The organism is Pseudoalteromonas sp. S4492 (assembly GCF_005886115.1).
In the GTDB taxonomy this organism is placed as follows: domain Bacteria; phylum Pseudomonadota; class Gammaproteobacteria; order Enterobacterales; family Alteromonadaceae; genus Pseudoalteromonas; species Pseudoalteromonas gelatinilytica.
Map to the genome: position 1 here is coordinate 137,312 of NZ_PNCP01000036.1, position 17,183 is coordinate 154,494.

Sequence of the window (17,183 nt, forward strand, 5' to 3'; positions counted from 1 at the left end):
TATTCAGCCTATTAGTTGCAATTATTCAAGCTCGATTAAGCGTGCTTGCATAGCTTTTAAGCGGATTGGCGATGCAAGATCAACGCGTTTTTCGCTGATTAAATCACGTCCTTTATTATTGCCTTTCAGCACTTCTTGCATGTAGCTTAAATCCCAATCAATGGCTTGTTGGTTTTTGTTAAGAACAACCAATACAGTTTGGCCATTGTGCTCTCTCACATAGCTGTAAACACCTTGCTTTGGTGAAAAATGCATTAAACGACCTTCGCTTAACGCTGGTTTTTCTTGGCGCAGCTTAAGCAGTTTTTTCATGCTAGCTAACATCTCTTGCTGATCAGCTGAAAGCCCCTCACCTGTGAAGGCATTTGCTTTTTGACCTTTAAACCCACCTGGGAAGTCAATACGAATATCACCGTGATCATTACTAGGTGTGTTATCGAGCAGCAGCTCAGTGCCGTAATAAATTTGTGGAATACCGCGAGTTGTTAACAGCAGCGTCATGGCTAATTTAGTTTTTGCGAGGTCTTGACCCAGCTCAGTGTAAACACGGCTCATGTCATGGTTATCTGCAAACACTAAAATGTTATCTGTATCAGCATATAAAAAGTCATTCGCCAGCGATTGATATACTTTTACCCACCCAGTATTCCAGCTTTCTTCTTCGTTAATTGCTTGGATTAATGCCTCTTGTAATGAAAAGTCCATCACACTTGGTAAATCAGAGGTATAACCATCTTGATTGACTTTACCGCGCTGCCAATAAGAAGCAATTGCTGGGTTAGTTGTCCACTCTTCACCGACAATATTAAAGTTTGGATACTCGGTCATAATCGCTTTAGTCCAATCGGCTAAAAATGCTTTATCTGAGTATGAATAGGTATCAACACGAATGCCGCTTAAGTTGGCGTATTCAATCCACCAAATGGCATTTTGAATCAAATACGTTGATAGTAACGGCTGGCGCTGATTTAAATCAGGCATCGACTCAACAAACCAACCATCGTTAAATTGACGTTTGTCGTATTGGCTTGCGTGAGGGTCTTGGATTGTTTGTCTGGCGTGACTAGTGGCATTTTTACCGTTTTCAAACTTGCCATCAAAGTTAACCCAATCAGCTGTTGGCATGTCACTCATCCACTGATGTGATGAACCAAAGTGATTAAGTACCATGTCCATCACTAAGCCGATACCATGCTCTTTCGCTTCTGCAGATAAGGTTTTATAAAGCGCATTGCTACCCATGCGCGGATCAACTTTGTAAAAGTCAGTAATAGCGTAGCCATGATATGAATAGTTTGGCATATCATTTTCAAGTACAGGTGTTAACCAAAGTTGCGTCACACCTAAGTCCTCAAGATAATCTAGGCTATTGATAACACCTTGAATATCACCACCATGTCGACCTCCTTTAAAACTTGGGTTTGCAGCCTCCTTCATACCAGCAACGGTGTCATTGTTTGGGTCACCATTTACAAAGCGATCAGGATTGATTAAATAAAGCGTATCTTTATTTGTAAATCCATGACGATTGGCACTTTGCTTATCACGGGTATTTAATGGGTAAGTAAATTCTGTGCCATCTTTAGCTTTAAAAGTCAGTGTTCCCGCCTTTGCATTGTCACTGATATTTAAATCTAAAAATGCGTAGTTAGGATTACTCGTTGTTGTCACCCCTTTAAACTCAACACCTTTATAGGGCATCATTTGCCACGTTTTGTTAGCAATATTGTTATCGTAAAGCATGACTTGTAATGAGTCATTTTGCATCCCTACCCACCAGTTTTCTGGTGACGCAGTAATAGCAAAACTTGCTGTTGAGTTAAAAAGTGTAAATGCGGTCGTTAGCGCTAAAAATGATTGTGTTTTTTTCATAATTAATTTTGTACTTTTTCTAAGAATTGACTATGGCTCGGCAGCTGCTCGACAGTGCTGTTAATCAAGGTTTTTAAATTGCTAAATAACTCATTTAATTGCTCATCTGATAACGCATCAGTTAATGGATGGTAATCCTCTGCAATTAGCCCTTGGCCTATCATCACTTGCTGCCACGCAACTTCGGCGAATAGCTCATCGTCTTCTCTAATGAGTTTGCCACTGGTTTTAAATAGCTCAATTTTCTTTTTAAGACTGCTTGGAATATCCATGCCTTTACAAAAACGCCAAAACGCACTGTCATCACGCTCAGTAATCTTGTAATGAAGAATAATAAAGTCACGAATTCGCTCAAATTCTGTTTTACTTTGTTGATTAAATTCATCCACAAGGCTTTGTTTAATACCTTGATGAGGAAAAAACTTAATTAAACGAATAGCTGCACTTTGAATTAAATGAATACTGGTCGATTCTAATGGCTCTAAAAATCCGCTCGATAAGCCAACTGATACTACATTTTTATGCCACTGTTTTAAGCGACGACCTGTTTTAAACTTAATAACGCGGGGCTCTGTCAGTGGTTTAGCAGGTAGGTTTTCTAAGAGCTGTTGCTTTGCCGCTTCATCTGATAAGAAACGAGAAGAATATACAATGCCGTTTCCTACACGATGCTGTAATGGTATTTGCCACTGCCAGCCTGAGTCTCTTGCAATTGAACGTGTATAAGGAATTGCATCAGCAGCTGATTCACTTTGCACCGCAATCGCACTATCACATGGTAACCAATGTGACCAATCTTCAAAGCCAGTATTAAGAGTTTGTTCTATCAATAAAGCACGTAAACCGGTGCAATCAATAAATAAGTCGCCATCAATATGCTCGCCATTTGTAAGCAGCAAAGAGCGAATATGCCCGCTCTGATGACATTGATTAACCGATTCAATTTTGCCTTCAATGCGATTTACTCCCCGTGATTGCGCTAATCCTTTTAAGAATTCGCCATATCGAGTGGCATCAAAATGGTAAGCATAATGTAAGCCCGCTAACTGGGTGTTAGGAATGTGTTTAAGGTGGGCAAACTTATGTGCTTTGGCAGCTTGATAGTTAAGTGAAAAATCCCAAAAGTCAGGTGCATTGTTAGCTTGATGTGCTTTTAACCAAAAATGGTAAAATTCACAAAACGGAAAATCTTTACCTATCTCACCAAAGGCATGCATGTAGCGGTGGCCTTGGCTGCGCCAATTCTCAAACTCGATACCGAGTTTAATCGTTGCACCAGTAGCCTTAATAAATTCTTTTTCAGAAATGCCAAGCGCACCATTTAGATGCAAAATAGGTGGAATGCTCGCTTCACCTACACCAACAGTGCCAATTTCTGCTGACTCAACCAAGGTGATCTCAATCACTTTACCCAGCACTTTATTAAGTAACGCAGCGGTTATCCACCCTGCTGTGCCACCACCGGCAATCACTACCTTGGTTATTTTTTTTGATTCCATAGTACACCTAACACTAAATTTAATTCATTGAGTGTAGCTCACTGATATAAAAAAGCCCTTGTAAAACAAATCACAAGGGCAATTTTCTATCGCTGTTTTAGCTAATTACAGCTTGTAGCTGAAGCCTAACAGGAATGTACGACCGTAGTCTTGGTAATCACGTACTTGAAGTGAGTTATCACCTTGTAGTGAAGTGAACGGCTCTTCTGTGATGTTCTGTACTTGGAAAGTTACAGATAAACCGTCAAGGCTTTCTACACCGCCTTCGCTAAAGTCATAACCAATTTGAGCATCCCAAATTGTTTCGCCTTTAATGTCAACTTGTGTAGTCGCAAAACCTAGACCGTATACGTCACCTTTAAAGTCGCTACGTTTACGCATGCTTGTACGTGCTTGGAAACCGTTACGCTCAAAGTAAACTGTTAAGCTATCGATTTGGTCAGATAGACCAGGAAGCTCATAATCGTTACCATTTTGGTCAGTAATATCTTGCTCAACAGCAGTGTGGCTTGCAATTAAACCAAAACCATCAAGTGATTCACTAAACATAGTGAATGGTAGTGTTAATGAAAGCTCATAACCCCATAGGTCACCAGAGCCACCATTTACTTTACCAGAACCCGTACCTGTTGAAGTTGCAGGGATCTCACCAGTCGATGGGTCAGCTACGCCGCTCATGTCGATTTCGTAAGAACCATCGAAAATCCACTGAGTGATATCTTTATAGAATACAGCAGCTGCAAAGTAACCTTCTTCATGGAAGTAGTTTTCATAGCTTAAATCAAAACCTGTTGCTTCTTTAGGCTCAAGTTCTGGGTTACCGCCTGATACACTCCAGTAGTTACCATTGTTATCTGGTTGCTGGTTGTAAGACGCATTAACTGACGCGTTCATTTCGTCTAAGCGAGCACGAGAAATCGTTTTCGCTGCACCAAAACGAACAGTTTGCTCTTCATCAATTGCAAACGATAAGTTGATGCTTGGTAAGAAATGGCTGTAGTCATGGCTTACATCTGTTGGAGATACAACAACTAAACCATCCACTGTGTTAGCAGCATAGCCCTGTGAAGACTGTTCAGTTTTCACATAACGAACACCAACGTTACCTGTAACAGGAATTGAACCAATTTCAGCATTAATATCAGCTTGCGCAAAGAACGCTGTCACTTCTTCTTGTACAGTCCAAGACTGTGTCTTGTGTTTTGAATCAGTTAAGCTTTCTTGAAGAAGGTTATAATAACCATCGTTTACTAGACCGTTTGTATCGTAAGCAACCATGTTGCCCATACCAATGAAGTCAAGGCTCGCTGTGCCTAAACGGTATTGCTCAGGGATTGATAACATACCCGGGTTAGATAATGAGAAATCTTTTAATGTCATGAAGTAACCTTCAGACACTTTGCTCTTCTCACGGTCACGGTAAGACATACCAAATGACACACGGCTGATATAAGCGTTATCAAGTACTTTGCTTGCAGCAAGTTTCAATGTGCTTAGTTCATCATTGATTTCTGGTGCATTGATAAAGCCATCTTGTGCTGTGTTTTGATACTCAGTACCTGTTAAGCCGTATTTATCGTTAAGAGCAGCACTCGCACCCCATGATAATGGACCACCAAGTTGAATTAGGTCGTAATCACTGTAATCAAGGTTGTGGCTGAATTGCGCGCCTGTGTTACCACCGTCAAATTCATAACCAATTGTGTCAGCAACACCATTTGCATCACCACGGCCTGTACCTGAGTAGCTTTCGATACTCCAGATTTGACGTTCAACTTCAGAGCGGCTTACATCAAATTCAACTGACCAATCATCGCTGATGTCATATTTTGCATTGAAACCAAACTGAGTTAGCTCAGCGTTACGTTCTTCGTAGTCATTACGAACAACAACACGTTGTCCTTCTGTTACTGCGCTTGTGATAAAACCAGAGTCAGCATCAACTACTGCTGAGCTTGGGTCGATTGAACCTTGGCCCCAAGCAAATGGTACTTCAATACCACGTAAAATTTTCTCATCAGAGAAATCTACATATAAAGCATCAAATGTCATGTTTAGACGGTCATTCGGCGCAGCTTCAATTACTAGCATTGCTGAATCACGCTCAAGAGTCGATGAACGAACGAATGGTTTAGCACCACCTAAAATTGAATAAGTATTACCGTCATCACCAGTAAATTCAGGGTAACCCCAAGAGTTCCAACGTTTTTCTTGGTTTGGAGAGCTCATTGTGTTGTAAGCAAATGCAACACCGATAGTGTCATCAGCAAATTGATCAATGTATGAGAACGTACCACGGAAACCTTTATCGTCACCGTCTGGGTTTAATTTATCAAAACCCGTTTGCTCGTATTGACCGTTGAACATGATAACTTGTTCACCTTTACTTAAAGGTTTAACAGTTTGCATGTCGATAACACCCGCGATACCTTCAGCATCAATGCCTGCGCTTGGTGTTTTATATACCGTTACGCCACTCATAATTTCTGATGGGTAAAGGTCAAATTCAACGCCACGGTTGTCGCCGATTGATACTTGCTCACGACCGTTGAATGTTGTTGCACTTTCGTTTTCGCTGAAACCACGAACACTTACACGACTAGCTCGACCGTCTAGACGTTGTGCTGTTAAACCAGGAAGGCGTGCGATTGATTCTGCAATTGATGAATCAGGTAATTTACCGATATCTTCTGCTGAGATTGATTCAACGACTTCAGGCGTGAAGCGTTTAGTATTAATAGATTCTACAACACTGCCACGAAAACCTTTTACTTCGATAACTTCAACGTTATCGTTTTTTGCTTTTTGGTCTTCTTCTGCAGCATACGCTACAAAGCTATTTAAACCTGCGGCTGTTAAAGCCAGAGTTAATATACTTGGTTTGAACATAGACATGATGTTTTCCCATTACCCAAATTGTAATGCCAACGTGTTGCAGTTATTCATTTACATAATAGCTGTTATTCGCTGACTGATTTTGTTGTCGAATTGAATATTAACGCTCTGATTATTTTCTTAACAAATTTATGCATACGTATTCAGCGTAGTCGAACATAACAAAAATTAACAACATCTTTACAAAAGCACCAACTAAGCAATTGAATATAAATGATTTATCAGATTTTCAGTGTAAATTAATAGTAATGAAACAATTTCGCTATATTTTTGCTCCCATTTTGGCTACATAGATAGGTGCTAAGTCATTTATCTCGGTATATTGGCGACTTAACGCAACAGCAATAGGTACAAGGCTATACCAATGATAATTGGTCTTACCAATAACGGCGTTGCACCATTGTGGTGTAAGCCAGCTATATTATGCACCAAGCTGGCATTTTGCATTGTAATGCGACGGCTATATTGCTAATTGGTAAATTTTAAGATGCTAAATTCGTGTTGTTTAATTTTAAATCAAGCTAATAAATTTTACTGAGGTCAACGATGAATTTGGCGTGCATACGTATGCAGAGTTTTTACAGTATCTCACCCTTCACGTATGCTTTTGACATTCCGGCAACATATACAGTAGTGGTTGCCTAACAGTTTACACACACTGAGTGTCACGATGGAGAAAAACATGGCTCAAAAGCAGTGGTATAAAGGTGCGGTTATTTATCAAGTTTATCCGCGCAGTTTCCAAGACACCAATGGCGATGGCATTGGTGATATCAAAGGTATCATTGATCGCATTGATTATATAAAAAGCCTAGGTGTTGATGCTATTTGGGTTTCACCTTTCTTTAAATCACCAATGAAAGACTTTGGTTATGACATCAGTGACTATCGTGATATCGACCCATTGTTTGGTAATCTTGATGATTTTGATGAACTTATCGCGCAAGCGCACCAACGTGATATCAAGATCATTATTGATCAGGTATTGAGCCATACCTCAGATCAACATCAATGGTTCCTTGATAGCCGTGAAGACAAAACCAACGACAAAGCCGATTGGTACGTGTGGGCAGATGCTAAACCAGACGGTACACAACCAAATAACTGGTTATCTATTTTTGGTGGCCCTGCATGGCAATGGGAACCGCGCCGTGGTCAATATTACTTACATAACTTCTTTGCTGAGCAGCCAGATTTAAACTTCCATAATCCTGAAGTTCGCAAAGCTGTATTAGACAATGTTGAGTTTTGGCTTAAAAAAGGCGTTGATGGCTTCCGTTTAGATGCAATTAACTTTTGCTATCACGATGCTCAATTACGTGATAATCCTGCTAAGCCACCTGAAAAGCGTCAAGGCCGTGGCTTTAGCGAAGACAATCCTTATGCGTTCCAGTATCACTACTACAATAATACGCAACCTGAGAACCTGAGTTTTATGCAGGACATTCGTGCCCTACTAAACAAGTACCCTGGCACAGTTGCATTAGGTGAGATTTCATCTGAAGATTCACTTGCAACCATGGCTGAGTACACATCAGGTGGTGACAAACTTCACATGGGTTATAGCTTCGAGCTACTGACTAACGACTATAGCGCTGAATATATTCGTACAACAGTAAGTACTCTTGAGCAACGCATGACTGAAGGCTGGCCATGTTGGGCATTCAGTAACCACGACGTAGAGCGTGTTGCTAGCCGCTGGAGTAAAGATAACACTATCAATCCGCAGCAATGTAAAATGCTTACTGCCCTGTTAGCGTCTTTACGTGGCAGCGTGTGTATGTACCAAGGTGAAGAGCTTGGTTTAGGTGAAGCTGAAGTCGCATTTGAAGACTTACAAGACCCATACGGCATTACATTCTGGCCAAACTTTAAAGGCCGTGACGGTTGTCGTACACCAATGCCATGGGATGCAACGGATCCTGAACAAGCAGGCTTCTCTACAGTAAAACCTTGGTTACCTGTAGGCGATGCACACAAAGCCGTTGCTGTTAGCGCACAAGATCAAGATAAAGATTCAATCCTGAATGCGTATCGTGAGTTTATGGCATGGCGTAAAGATAAAGACGTACTGCTTGAAGGCGATATTGAGTTTTTGAACACGCAAGAGCCAGTGCTTGCTTTTTATAGAACACTTGGCGACGTTAAAATGCTTTGCGCTTTCAATTTAAGTGCTGATACTAGCGACCTAACACTCTCTGATTCTGTGTCTTCACAGCATACAGAGATTTCTCATCACACAGCTGATTTAAACAATAATACAGTCACTCTGCCCGGGTTCGGTTGTTTTTATGCAACCCTGAATTAATCATCAGTTGTTAAAAACCAAGCCCTGCAATGCAGGGCTTTTTTATGACTAATCGTGGTATTATACCAACCCGCAATAATACTTAATCATTTTGAGGGATTAAACCTGTCGCTAACTGCGTTAAAAATTCCTCATTTAGAACAACTAAATAACTAAATTTTTGCCTTGTTATCAACGAGGTTTTATCGCCTCAAAATAGACTACTTAATTAAGCGGATTGGTATTAGTGGTTCATGGTTTTACTATTAATGTAATCGGTTAGTGCAAATAACACGCCCGACACCACAAACGTGACATGTATTAACACCTTCCAGAGTAGCTCATCTGTTGAATGGTTGTTTGAGCTAATAAACACTTTTAAAAGCTCCACAGCCGATATTGCGACAATAGCGCTTATTAATTTCATCTTAAGGCCTGAGAAACCAACCTTCCCCATCCACACCGGTCTATCTTCGTGGTTTTCTATATTCAACTTTGAAACAAAGTTTTCGTAACCACTAAAAATAATGATCAGCAAGAGCCCTGCTAAAAGTGCAGTATCAACTAAGGTTAAAATACCAACCAAAAGCTCTTGGTTTGACGCTGTAAACGTATTTAAGGCCATGCTGTATAAATATTTAAAGAACTTTAGCAGCAGTAATACCACAGCGACTAATAAGCCAATAAAGAATGGGGCTAATAACCAACGCGAACGAAAAATAAAACTCTCAACAATTTGCTCTAGTTTAGTTGGTACTTTCTTTACTTTTGAATGAGTCACTTGTTCAGACATAACTAAAATCTCTTTCCTTTAAAATTAACGAGATAATACGTGGAAACAAAACGCTTTTACCAGCATTGTAGGTTAAAACAACGCTGATTTTTTGCTTATCTTTACGATAAAAAAATTTCGTTATCTTTTTTAGAGATTTAGTTTATAAATTCACTCAAGCAAAGTGAGATACACATTGCGCACCATTACTGTGCAATTTAGCCGGTAATAATTAATTTTGTTGATTAGGAATAATTAAATGAAAAAAGCATTGCTAGCACTAATTTTGGCACCTGTTTTAAGTGTGTCTGCAACAAATGCAATCGCTAACGAAGCACCTGAAGCATCTGCTGAAATGATCAAAGAATACACTGAAATGTGTTTAAACTGGGCGAAAGATGATGACATCAGCAACGAAGAATTAAAGCCATACGTTTTAAAATGTGTAAACGATGAGCTTGAAGCTGAAGGCTATAAAAAAGTTACAGACGTACAAATCTAATTAAACGTTTGAAAGAATGAGAAAAAACCGGAATGACACAATGATGTGCGCTCCGGTTTTTTATTTTAATGGCTATTAAAATCCGCCACAGCACTTAATAAAAATAATAACGAACCTATCATGAATAACACCACACCGACTGTGGCGTACTCTATAAATGAGGGTAAAAATAAAGTACTGCCGAAGAAAAACGCACATGCTGATGTGATATTGACTAACGCGTTGACCTTAAGGGCAAGTGTAAACTTCATATTCCTTTCCTCATTCTGTTAATTCAGGGATAAAGTGAAACGCTTTAACTATGCGATTCCAGCTGTTTATCTCTAACACAACCGTCGTTAGGGCCACGATATCATTTTCGCTAAAGATAGCTGACACTTGATTGTACACATCATTTTCAACATGCTTATCAATGATATTTGTTAATGACTCAGCCCAGGCGAGTGCAGCTACTTCTTCTTGTGAGAATACTGGTACTTCTCGCCACGCTGCCAGTACATCTAGTCGCTGTTGACGTTCACCATGGCTTCTGAGTTCTGCTGAGTGCATATGCTGACAAAAACCACAGCCATTAATTTGCGATACTCTGAGTCTGACTAAATCAGCAAGCTTCGCGGTTATATTTGTACCTTCTGGCAGTGTGCTCAGTCCTGTTAAGTGTTTAACGAGGCCTGGGTTAAGTGAATATACTTGCTGTTGTGATAAACGTGTTTGCATTTTAAATCTCCTGTCTTGATGTTGATGACACAATAACAACAGCCTAAAAGTAAAGATTGGTAAAAAACGACATTCGCAGGACATAAAAAAAAGGGATTGCAACTGCAATCCCTTTCGATATGAAGGTAAATTTACTTCTTAGCCGTGGCTTTTTTCTTAGCTGGCGCTTTCTTTTTACTCTCTTCTACCCACTTGCCACTTTGATAGTGAGCGGTCCAACCTGTCGCTTTGCCATCAACTTCACTCATTACATACTGCTCTTTATTTTTGCGGCTGTAACGAACAATTGATGGGTTACCATCAGGGTCTTGTGTTGGCGCATCAGCTAGATAATAAAACTTTTCAGAGATACGGTCTTTAAATCGCTTCAGCTCTTCCACTTTAGGTGCGCGTGTCTCACGTGATTTAGGGAAGGTATTTGCCGCTAAGAAAATACCTGACGCACCATCACGCAGTACAAAATATGCCTCTGACTTTTCACACTCAAGTTCTGGTAAATGAACTGGGTCTTCTTTTGGCGGCGCTGCTTCACCGTTTTTAAGTAATTTACGTGTATTTTTACACTCTTCATTACTACAGCCGAAGTACTTGCCAAAACGACCTGATTTTAACTGCATATCTGAACCGCATTTATCACATTCGATAATTGGGCCGTCGTAACCTTTAATTTTAAAGGTACCTTGTTCAACGATATAACCCTTACAAGCTGGGTTATTACCACACACATGCAATTTACGCGTTTCGTCAATTAAGTATGAATCCATTGCCGTTTCACAGATTGGGCAACGCTTCATTTGCATCAATGATTCTGTTTCAACGTCTTCAACATCGGCAGCAATCGCTTCATCACCAGGCACCAAATTCATGGTTGTTGTACAACGCTCTTTAGGTGGCAAGTTATACCCCGTACAACCTAAGAACACGCCCGTTGAGGCGGTACGAATACCCATTTTACGGCCGCAAGTTGGACAATCGATATCTGTCTCAACCATTTGGTTTTGACGCATCCCCCCTTGCTCTTCATCACCTGAAGCAATTTCCAACTGAGTTGAAAAGTCTGCATAAAATTTATCGAGTACTTGTGTCCATACGCGCTCACCTTCTGCGATATCATCCAGACGACCTTCCATCTTAGCGGTAAAATCAAAGTTCATCAGATCTTCAAAGTTTTCGACTAAGCGGTCTGTAACAATCTCACCCATTTTTTCAGCGAAGAAACGGCGATTTTCAACGCGTACATAACCACGGTCTTGAATCGTTGAAATGATTGATGCATACGTAGAAGGGCGACCAATACCACGTTTTTCTAATTCTTTAACTAAGCTTGCTTCACTAAAACGTGCAGGTGGTTTTGTAAAGTGCTGTTTAGGGTCTAACTCCACTAATGTGAGTACTTCACCCTCTTTAACCGCAGGCAGCGACTGGTCTTCTTCATTCTTTTTACGAACAGCTGGCTGAACCTTTGTCCAACCATCAAAGCGAAGTACACGACCTTTTGCTTTTAACTGATAATCACCTGCGCCTACCGTTAATGTGGTTAGGTCATATTCAGCGGGTACCATTTGGCAAGCAACAAACTGACGCCAAATAAGTTCATACAGTTTTTTAGCATCCGCTTCAACGCCGTCTAAATGACCAGAGAGCACGGTAACGCTTGAAGGACGAATCGCTTCGTGCGCCTCTTGCGCATTGCCTTTAGAGCTATAACTAATTGGGGCTTTTGGTAAATACTTTTCACCAAATTGCTCTGTCACGTAATCACGACACATTTCAACAGCATCTTTCGATAGGTTTGTTGAGTCGGTACGCATATAAGTAATGTGACCCGCTTCATATAAGCGTTGTGCCAACATCATGGTCTTCTTAACACCATAACCTAGGCGTGTACTTGCTGCCTGTTGCATGGTTGAGGTAATAAATGGTGCACTTGGTTTACTTTTACTTGGCTTTTCTTCAACGCTAATGACCTTGTACTGGGCTTTTTCAAGTTCATTAACGGCAGACATTGCCTGTGCTTCATTTACAGGCTTAAAAGCCTTATCAGCGTGTTTAGTCACTTCTAAGCGAAGTGCAGCTTCGCTATTTTTTACATCGGCATGCACATCCCAAAACTCTTCTGGAATAAATGCTTTAATTTCACGCTCTCGCTCAACAAGCAAACGCACTGCTACCGATTGCACTCGACCTGCTGATAAACCACGAGCAACTTTAGCCCACAGTAATGGCGACACCATAAAGCCCACTACACGGTCAAGGAAACGACGCGCTTGCTGTGCGTAGACCATGTCAGTGTTTAGTTCACCGGGTGTTTCGAATGCCTGTTGAATTGCATTTTTAGTTATTTCGTTAAAAACAACTCGCTTATACTTTTCAGGCTCGCCACCGATAATTTGTTCGAGGTGCCATGCAATCGCTTCCCCTTCTCTATCCAAATCGGTTGCGAGATAGATTTTATCGGCGTTTTCAGCAAGTTTTTTTAATTCTTGAACAACTTTCTCTTTGCCCGGTAAGACTTCGTAATGCGGTTCCCAACCTTTTTCAGGATCAATACCCATACGGGCAACAAGATTTTTATAATCGCGTTGCTTTTTATAGGCAGCTTTTTCTTCTGGTGACATTTTTCGAACTTCTGCAGGCGTTTTTGTTGCTGCAGTTTTCGTTTTGCCCGAACCTGAAGTTGGTAGATCACGCACATGTCCAACGCTGGACTTTACGATGAAATCGTTACCTAAGTATTTATTAATTGTTTTTGCCTTTGCTGGAGACTCTACAATTACAAGTGATTTGCCCATAGTTGCCTATTTCTGACCGAATATTTTAAAAGTTTTTTGCCCTTATAAATGTATATCCATCACATTAAACAAATAAGTATGATTTTTTAACATTGGAGCACGAATATTTATAGGTATATCTACAAACACCAATTGTTACAAGCTTTTAATCGAAACTTTTCTTCATTGAGTGAATAATTAAACAATTTTTGTTGCTAATTTAGTCAATGTGGTGTTTTGCGGTAATTTCAAGGGGAATATATAGAACAGCAACAAAAATGCCAACCTTCTGGTTGGCATTTTTTTAAATTTAAACAAATAACTACTTATTAGCCATCGTCACTTATTGCTATTGTAGCAGTTGAAACATTGTCTTTGCCTGTTGTGAATTCAACTGTTAAGAAACCATCTGTTTTATCATTTGGATCAGCTTCACGGCTAATCGTAAGGGCAACCCCAGTCGCTGTTGTTCGGCTTGTATTACCTATATCAAAACCAGATGTACCACTGTAATCACCATTATCTGCACTAATTGCAACCGCTGTACCAGATGGCATTGGATTGTTATAAATATCAGAGAAATAAATCTCAAAGCTCAGTGCTGCTAACTGATTACCCGAATCAGCGGTAGTAATGTTAATAGAGCCTAAATCACAGTAGTCAGTATTCGCTGTCGCTTCTAAACGAGCGATAATTGCACCTGACTGAGTATCTGCTTGTCGATAAATAGTACTACAGTTCTCAATATCCACAGCAAGTTGCATCGCATTATCTGTAAATACAGTTGGATCGTCCTCTGTTGTTTCAGCGAGTGCTTCAGCAAAGCGATTTCGAAGCTCATCTTTTGTTACCACGAAGCGACTGTATGCAAAGCTCCCTGACATAATGATCTCAAACGAATCACGAACATCAATTAGCTCTTTTGTACATAAACTTTCAAATGTTGCATCTTCATCTGGCTCTGTCGCATCTTCAGAACACTCAAGGCCGTTATACTTACCATCAGCAAGTGTATGCATCTCATTTAAGTCAATATCGAAGTTCTCTTCAGTATGACCTGCATTTGTGTTCGTTGCGCTACATGGGTCGCTTGCATCACCTTCTTGGCAGTTTTCAGCAGCCTTTGTAATCGTTGCTGTAACAGGATCATAAATTGCTGCTAAGCCATCATAAACACCATTTTCATTATGATCAACAAAGGCTTCTGGTAAGTCATAACCACTATAATATTCATTTTTGTCAAAACGACCATTACCATTAATGTCGATAAATGACTCTTGACCTTTGGCTGTCACAAGCACTGTTGCACGACCACCGAGCGGTACACCATCGTCATCAAACGCGGCATTTAAAATGCCCGCCATACAAGGTGCTGCCACACCAAAATAAAGGTCGCAGTTAATTGCACTTGTTTTTGGATTAGTGCTATTAATTTTGTTGCCCCATTTATCTTCGCTAAATGGAATCGGATTTTGTGAACGCCACTGTGCAACGCACGCACCATCAACAGTATTACATTCAAGTTGAGGATTAAACTCCTCACCATCTAATGTCCCTACAGCGCCACCTTCAGTCGTTAAATAAACCGACGTGCCATCTGGTACTGGGTTATTAAAGTGATCTGCAACATAAACCGAAATATCCGTAGTATCACCAATGTAATTTAATGCTTCAATGTTGATGATTTCTGGGCCAGCAGTAAAGCTATTACCATCAGGTAAGCCAGAGCTGATTGAAACAAGATCTGACACGCTGGTTACTTGCTCATCAAGTGCAACTAACGAAAGTTCCCCTGTCGGACATGATACATTGCTATCACGGTCTGCTTCATCTAGAAGACATTCGTCATAAAGCTCTTTCCAACATGTCACATTGTTGTTTTGATCCGTTGGGATTTGATCATCAGGAATATAACAAGCTTGTACACGCACTGCTTGCGGCACAAAACCAGAGTTAATTTGGATGCGCGCTAAGCCTTCTGAGTCAGTTGACACACTAGCATGCGAGTAACCGCTTGCATCAGTTACTTCAGAGAGAGAAATACCACCATTGGTCGAACTTAAGCGGAAATCTAAGCGTTTTTGTTTTGCAACATTACCAATTGCATCAGTAAGTTTAAATGTAAGTTGACTTGTTTCTTGGCGTGACACACCACCCGTGCCTTTTAATGCAAGCACATTAGCAGACGCTTCTACAAATTCGATTGCGCTTACTTCAGCAGCCGATACTGGCACATTTACTGATACCACTTTTGGCGTACCACCAGTTAATACTGTCGCCGTTACTGTATCACCCTGCGAAGTGTTACAGCCGTTGCTTCTGTATGTTGCTGTTGCAATGCCGCTAATACTGGTTGCGGTTTCATCCATTACAGATAAATCTGACTCAACACACCCTGAAGTGAACTCAACATCAAGAGGCGAAACATATAAATCACCTGATGCATCGTAAATTGTAACCGTGATGACAGTTGTCGCACCTGCAGCAAGCGGCACAAATTCGTCATCAATAACATTACCTGAGTCATCTAGCTTATTATATAGACCATTTGAAATTTCAACGCTCAACTCAGCTGTTGCAATTTCAAATGCTTTTGAAGAAGTCACAGACTTAGCAGTCACAGTAACCTCGCCCGCACCACTGTTTGCGCCAGGCTGTAATTTTAAAATGGCAAAACCAAAGTTATCCGTTAGCGCTTTACCTGATTCTGGTAATAAACCACCAAGATCAGTCGAAAGCTCAGCAATAATACCGTCGATACCGTCACCCGAGCTTGTATCAGTTACTTTGACCATGACATCGATTAGTTCGTCAGATGAGAACTGATTTACAACCGTACAACCTGACGTTAAGTAAGTCGTTTCAAGAGATGTTGTACTGCGATTAGCGTCCCAATCAGTCGCACAACCTTGAAGTAATTTAATATCAAGTTCAGCTTCAGCACTTTCGACAGGAGCATCATCACCATTTGAAATAAACCCAGCTACTTTTGTAATGCTGTTACCACTTTCATCTGTGTAAGTAGCTACAACTTGTCCTGCGCCTTTAGAGTCACCACTACTAAGTGTAACGTATGCCTCACCGTTTTCGTCCGTTAAAGCAGTGCCCAATACAGGCGTGATTTTACCTGTATAGTTCGTAGTAAATGAAATAAGTTGCCCATCCAGTGGCGTATCATCATCAAGTAAAGTCGCTGTAACCGTACCCTTGTTATCTTTGCTTACTGGGTTATCAAGAGAGAATGGCTGGCCTGAACTATCTACGATGTTCAAGCTAAGAGTCACACTACCACTGACACTTGAGTCATCGGTTTCAGAGCCATCGGAAGTAAATCCAAAGGTATCAGTGTAGGTTTCACTGTCGATTACATATGTTGCAGTAACAATCCCCGCACCAGCAGTATCGCCCGCAGTTAACGTAATAGATGCCACACCGTCTGTATCGGTTAGGTCGGTACCAGAAACAGGATCTAGTAAACCGATATCGCCATTGAGGCTAAAGTTAATTACAGCACCAACTACGGCTTCATCATTGTTAGTGAGTGTTGCCGAAATGGTTAACGGTGCGTCTGCTGTAACTGCATTCGCTGTTTCCGTCGTTGATTGGCTGTAACCCTGAACAGACACAACATAGTTTGTCTCTACGGTTGTGCCATCATCTCCGTCTGATGAATCACTGTCTAATGATCCACCACCGCCACAGGCGGCTAACAATGAGATGAAAACTAAAACACTTAGCCATCGCAATAAAGGCATCGACCTCTCCCTAGTTAGCTATTTTTTACTTATTTGATTGTTTACCTAATATTAACCTAAAAATTAAACGAAGATCATAATTTTTTTCCTTTAAAGGCAACGAATTTATTTCA

10 protein-coding genes are annotated in these 17,183 nt (G+C 40.6%); 2 read left to right on the top strand and 8 right to left on the bottom strand.

Features of this window, described 5'->3' with window-relative positions; all coding sequences use genetic code 11:
- Positions 1–21 precede the first annotated feature (21 nt).
- From CWC28_RS11265 to CWC28_RS11275, 3 genes are all read right to left on the bottom strand, one after another.
- On the bottom strand, positions 22–1,872 hold the full coding sequence (locus CWC28_RS11265) for a glycoside hydrolase family 13 protein (RefSeq protein WP_138625169.1): 1,851 nt from the start codon (positions 1,870–1,872) through the stop codon (positions 22–24).
- A 2-nt stretch (positions 1,873–1,874) separates the two neighbouring features.
- Positions 1,875–3,371 (bottom strand): tryptophan halogenase family protein, encoded by a 1,497-nt coding sequence (locus tag CWC28_RS11270; protein WP_138625170.1) that lies wholly within the window; start codon positions 3,369–3,371, stop codon positions 1,875–1,877.
- A gap of 105 nt (positions 3,372–3,476) precedes the next feature.
- A complete protein-coding gene (locus CWC28_RS11275; RefSeq protein WP_138625171.1) occupies positions 3,477–6,266 on the bottom strand; it encodes a TonB-dependent receptor in 2,790 nt (929 codons plus the stop codon).
- A gap of 682 nt (positions 6,267–6,948) precedes the next feature.
- Between CWC28_RS11275 and CWC28_RS11280 the strand changes: the two genes are divergently transcribed.
- On the top strand, positions 6,949–8,574 hold the full coding sequence (locus CWC28_RS11280) for an alpha-glucosidase family protein (RefSeq protein ID WP_138625172.1): 1,626 nt from the start codon (positions 6,949–6,951) through the stop codon (positions 8,572–8,574).
- Positions 8,575–8,797: 223 nt separating this feature from the next.
- Here the strand turns inward: CWC28_RS11280 and CWC28_RS11285 are convergent, their stop codons facing one another.
- The gene (locus CWC28_RS11285) at positions 8,798–9,346 is read right to left on the bottom strand and encodes a TIGR00645 family protein (protein WP_138625173.1); all 549 of its coding nucleotides are present in this window, start codon (positions 9,344–9,346) and stop codon (positions 8,798–8,800) included.
- A gap of 238 nt (positions 9,347–9,584) precedes the next feature.
- Between CWC28_RS11285 and CWC28_RS11290 the strand changes: the two genes are divergently transcribed.
- Positions 9,585–9,827, top strand: a complete 243-nt coding sequence (locus CWC28_RS11290; RefSeq protein WP_063705707.1) for a hypothetical protein — start codon at positions 9,585–9,587, stop codon at positions 9,825–9,827.
- A gap of 65 nt (positions 9,828–9,892) precedes the next feature.
- On the opposite strand, the gene CWC28_RS11295 is transcribed toward CWC28_RS11290, so the two are convergent.
- From CWC28_RS11295 to CWC28_RS11310, 4 genes are all read right to left on the bottom strand, one after another.
- Complete coding sequence (locus tag CWC28_RS11295; RefSeq protein ID WP_063705710.1) at positions 9,893–10,078, bottom strand: YrhK family protein; 186 nt, start codon at positions 10,076–10,078, stop codon at positions 9,893–9,895.
- A gap of 10 nt (positions 10,079–10,088) precedes the next feature.
- The gene (locus CWC28_RS11300; protein ID WP_063705713.1) at positions 10,089–10,544 is read right to left on the bottom strand and encodes a carboxymuconolactone decarboxylase family protein; all 456 of its coding nucleotides are present in this window, start codon (positions 10,542–10,544) and stop codon (positions 10,089–10,091) included.
- Between the two features lie 131 nt (positions 10,545–10,675).
- Positions 10,676–13,336, bottom strand: coding sequence for a type I DNA topoisomerase (gene topA / locus CWC28_RS11305; protein WP_063705715.1), 2,661 nt, complete (start codon positions 13,334–13,336; stop codon positions 10,676–10,678).
- 308 nt (positions 13,337–13,644) lie between these two features.
- Complete coding sequence (locus tag CWC28_RS11310) at positions 13,645–17,070, bottom strand: Ig-like domain-containing protein (RefSeq protein WP_138625174.1); 3,426 nt, start codon at positions 17,068–17,070, stop codon at positions 13,645–13,647.
- Positions 17,071–17,183 lie beyond the last annotated feature (113 nt).